This window comes from Streptomyces sp. NPDC005195, assembly GCF_040608315.1.
In the GTDB taxonomy this organism is placed as follows: domain Bacteria; phylum Actinomycetota; class Actinomycetes; order Streptomycetales; family Streptomycetaceae; genus Streptomyces; species Streptomyces kaempferi.
The window spans coordinates 1-3,589 of record NZ_JBEXHZ010000189.1 but is presented as its reverse complement, the minus strand read 5'-3'; the positions used below and the strand labels follow the sequence as shown (position 1 = coordinate 3,589).

Annotated in this window: 2 protein-coding genes and 1 rRNA gene; all 3 read left to right on the top strand. The window is 66.6% G+C overall.

The window, feature by feature from the left end:
- Positions 1–87: ribosomal RNA gene (gene rrf, locus ABZV34_RS37700) — 5S ribosomal RNA — on the top strand; the annotation flags it as partial.
- A 184-nt stretch (positions 88–271) separates the two neighbouring features.
- Entirely contained in the window at positions 272–880 is a 609-nt protein-coding gene (locus ABZV34_RS37695; protein ID WP_356287272.1) for a CDP-alcohol phosphatidyltransferase family protein, read from the top strand.
- 116 nt (positions 881–996) lie between these two features.
- Positions 997–3,492, top strand: coding sequence for a mannose-1-phosphate guanyltransferase (locus ABZV34_RS37690; protein WP_356287270.1), 2,496 nt, complete (start codon positions 997–999; stop codon positions 3,490–3,492).
- The last annotated feature ends 97 nt before the right edge of the window (positions 3,493–3,589 follow it).

The following is a 3,589-nucleotide window of genomic DNA, read 5'->3' as shown; positions in this document are numbered from 1 at the left end:
GGTTACATTCCGAACCCGGAAGCTAAGCCTTACAGCGCCGATGGTACTGCAGGGGGGACCCTGTGGGAGAGTAGGACGCCGCCGAACAAATTTTAGAGCTCCGGCTCTCGGGCAATCTGCCCGAGAGCCGGAGCTTTTTTGTTTTCCGGGTTTTCCGCGCCGTCCAGCAGGGGTGGTTTTCGGCAGGGCTCGCACCCGCCGCGTCGAGCTGTCAGGGCTGCGGGTAAGGTCAGGGAGCATCGTCGGCACATTTCCCACAGGAGGCCCCCGGGTGGAGGTCCAGGAGACTCGAGTTCAGACGGACCGGGTCCTCACCATCCCGAACATCCTCAGCATGGCACGCCTGGTCGGCGTACCCATCTTCCTGTGGCTGATCCTCAGGCCGGAGTTCGGAGGCCCCAAGAGCGACGGCTGGGCCCTGCTCGTGCTGATGCTGAGCGGCATCAGTGACTATCTCGACGGGAAGCTCGCACGGCGCTGGAACCAGATCAGCAGCCTCGGCCGGCTGCTGGATCCCGCGGCCGACCGTCTCTACATCCTGTCCACTCTTGTGGGCCTCACCTGGCGCGAGATTCTGCCGATCTGGCTGACCGCCGCACTTCTGGCGCGTGAACTGATCCTCCTGGTCATGGTGGGCATCCTCAGGCGCCACGGCTATCCGCCGCCCCAGGTGAACTTCCTGGGGAAGGCCGCCACCTTCAACCTGATGTACGCCTTCCCGTTGTTGCTGCTCAGCGACGGACACGGATGGCTCGCGTCCTTCGGTGCGATTTTCGGATGGGCGTTCGCCGGGTGGGGTACAACCCTGTACTGGTGGGCAGGAGTCCTGTACGTGGTGCAGGTCCGCCGGCTTGTCCGAGCGGACACCACGGCCGATTGAGCTCGGCCCGCAGGGGCAGTTGAAGCGCCCCGATGGCCCGCGCTCGAGAACTGCGGGACAATCTGGACGGGTGAAGTCGGCTAGTCCGTCGTCTCTTAAAGGAGGACGCTTCCGACATGAAGGCCGTAGTGATGGCCGGAGGCGAAGGTACTCGCCTTCGTCCCATGACCTCAAGCATGCCCAAGCCGCTCCTGCCCGTGGCGAATCGCCCGATCATGGAGCACGTGCTCAGGCTGCTCAAAAGGCATGGGCTCAACGAGACCGTCGTGACTGTTCAGTTCTTGGCCTCTCTGGTCAAGAACTACTTCGGTGACGGCGAGGAGCTCGGCATGGAGCTCACCTATGCCAATGAGGAGAAGCCACTCGGTACTGCCGGTAGCGTCAAGAACGCCGAGGAGGCGTTGAAGGACGACACCTTCCTGGTGATCTCCGGCGATGCCCTGACCGACTTCGATCTCACGGATCTCATCAATTTCCACAAGGAAAAGGGTGCGCTGGTCACCGTCTGCCTGACGCGTGTTCCCAACCCCCTCGAATTCGGCATCACCATCGTGGACGAAGAGGGCAAGGTCGAGCGCTTCCTGGAGAAGCCGACCTGGGGTCAGGTCTTCTCGGACACCGTGAACACGGGTATCTACGTCATGGAGCCCGAGGTCTTCGACTACGTCGAGGCGGATGTCTCCGTCGACTGGTCGGGTGATGTCTTCCCTCAGCTGATGAAGGAAGGAAAGCCGGTCTTCGGATACATCGCCGAGGGCTACTGGGAGGACGTGGGCACCCACGAGAGCTACGTGAAGGCGCAGGCCGACGTCCTGGAGGGCAAGGTCGACGTCGAGATCGACGGCTTCGAGATCTCCCCGGGCGTATGGGTCGCCGAGGGCGCGGAAGTGCACCCTGACGCCGTGCTGCGCGGCCCGCTCTACATCGGGGACTACGCGAAGGTCGAGGCGGACGCCGAAATCCGCGAACACTCGGTCATCGGGTCCAACGTCGTCGTCAAAAGCGGTGCCTTCCTGCACAGAGCCGTCGTGCACGACAACGTGTACGTCGGCCAGCACAGCAATCTTCGGGGCTGTGTCATCGGCAAGAACACCGACATCATGCGAGCCGCGCGGATCGAGGACGGCGCCGTCATCGGCGACGAGTGCCTCGTCGGTGAAGAATCGATCATTCAGGGGAACGTACGCGTCTATCCGTTCAAGACCATCGAGGCCGGCGCCTTCGTCAACACCTCGGTGATCTGGGAGTCGCGTGGTCAGGCGCATCTCTTCGGAGCACGCGGTGTGTCCGGCATTCTGAACGTGGAGATCACTCCGGAGCTGGCGGTGCGCCTCGCCGGGGCGTACGCGACGACACTCAAGAAGGGCTCCACGGTCACCACGGCCCGTGACCACTCCCGAGGCGCGCGGGCGCTGAAAAGGGCGGTCATCTCGGCGCTGCAGGCCAGCGCCATCGACGTACGCGACCTGGAGAACGTACCGCTGCCGGTGGCCAGGCAGCAGACGGCGCGAGGCAGTGCGGGCGGGATCATGATCCGCACGACTCCCGGGGTGCCGGACTCCGTCGACATCATGTTCTTCGACGGGGAGGGCGCCGACCTGTCTCAGGGTGGACAGCGGAAGCTCGACCGGGTGTTCGCGCGACAGGAGTACCGGCGCGCGTTCCCGGGTGAGATCGGGGACCTGCATTTCCCGGCCAGCGTCTTCGACTCGTACACGGGTTCCTTGCTGAGGAACGTGGACACGACGGGGGTCGCCGAGTCCGGGCTGAAGGTGGTGGTGGACGCCTCGAACGGCAGTGCCGGTCTGGTGCTTCCCAGCCTGCTGGGCAAGCTCGGTGTCGACTCCCTGACGATCAACCCCGGCCTGGACGAGTCCAGGCCGACGGAGACCGCCGACACCCGGCGGGCCGGACTGGTGCGGCTCGGCGAGATCGTCGCGTCCGCGCGGGCCGCCTTCGGCGTGCGCTTCGACCCGGTGGGCGAGCGGCTCTCGCTGGTCGACGAGAAGGGGCGGATCGTCGAGGACGACCGGGCTCTGCTCGTGATGCTCGACCTCGTGGCCGCGGAGCGGCGCAGTGGGCGAGTGGCGCTGCCGGTGACCACCACGCGGATCGCCGAGCAGGTCGCGGCCTACCACGGGACCCAGGTGGAGTGGACGACCACGTCTCCGGACGACCTGACCCGGGTCGGACGGGACGAGTCGACGATCTTCGGTGGTGACGGCCGCGGCGGCTTCATCATTCCGGAGTTCAGCAGTGTGTTCGACGGCGCCGCCGCTTTCGTACGCCTCATCGGGCTGGTGGCGCGGACGCAGCTCACGCTCAGCCAGATCGACGCGCGGATTCCGCGGGCGCATGTCCTCAAACGGGACCTCGCGACTCCTTGGGCGGTCAAGGGGCTCGTGATGCGCCGGGTCGTGGAGGAGGCGGGGGACCGGTTCGTGGACACCACCGACGGTGTTCGGGTCGTGGAGGCCGACGGGCGCTGGGTGATGGTGCTGCCCGACCCCGCCGAGGCCGTGACGCATCTGTGGGCCGAAGGCCCCGATGTCGCGTCGGCGGAGGCCCTGCTCGACGAATGGGCGGCCGTCGTGGACAGCGCCGGTCGCTAGCGCCGCGGGGGGGGGGGGGGGGGCGCCCCCCCCCCCCCCCCCCCCGCGGCGCCCCCCCCCCCCCCCCGCCCCCCACGGGGGGGCCCGCGGGGTAGAA

Bases quoted from the DNA above. Each gene is read 5' to 3' on its own strand.
- ABZV34_RS37690 (WP_356287270.1), top strand. From the start codon at position 997: ATGAAGGCCGTAGTGATGGCCGGAGGCGAAGGTACTCGCCTTCGTCCC.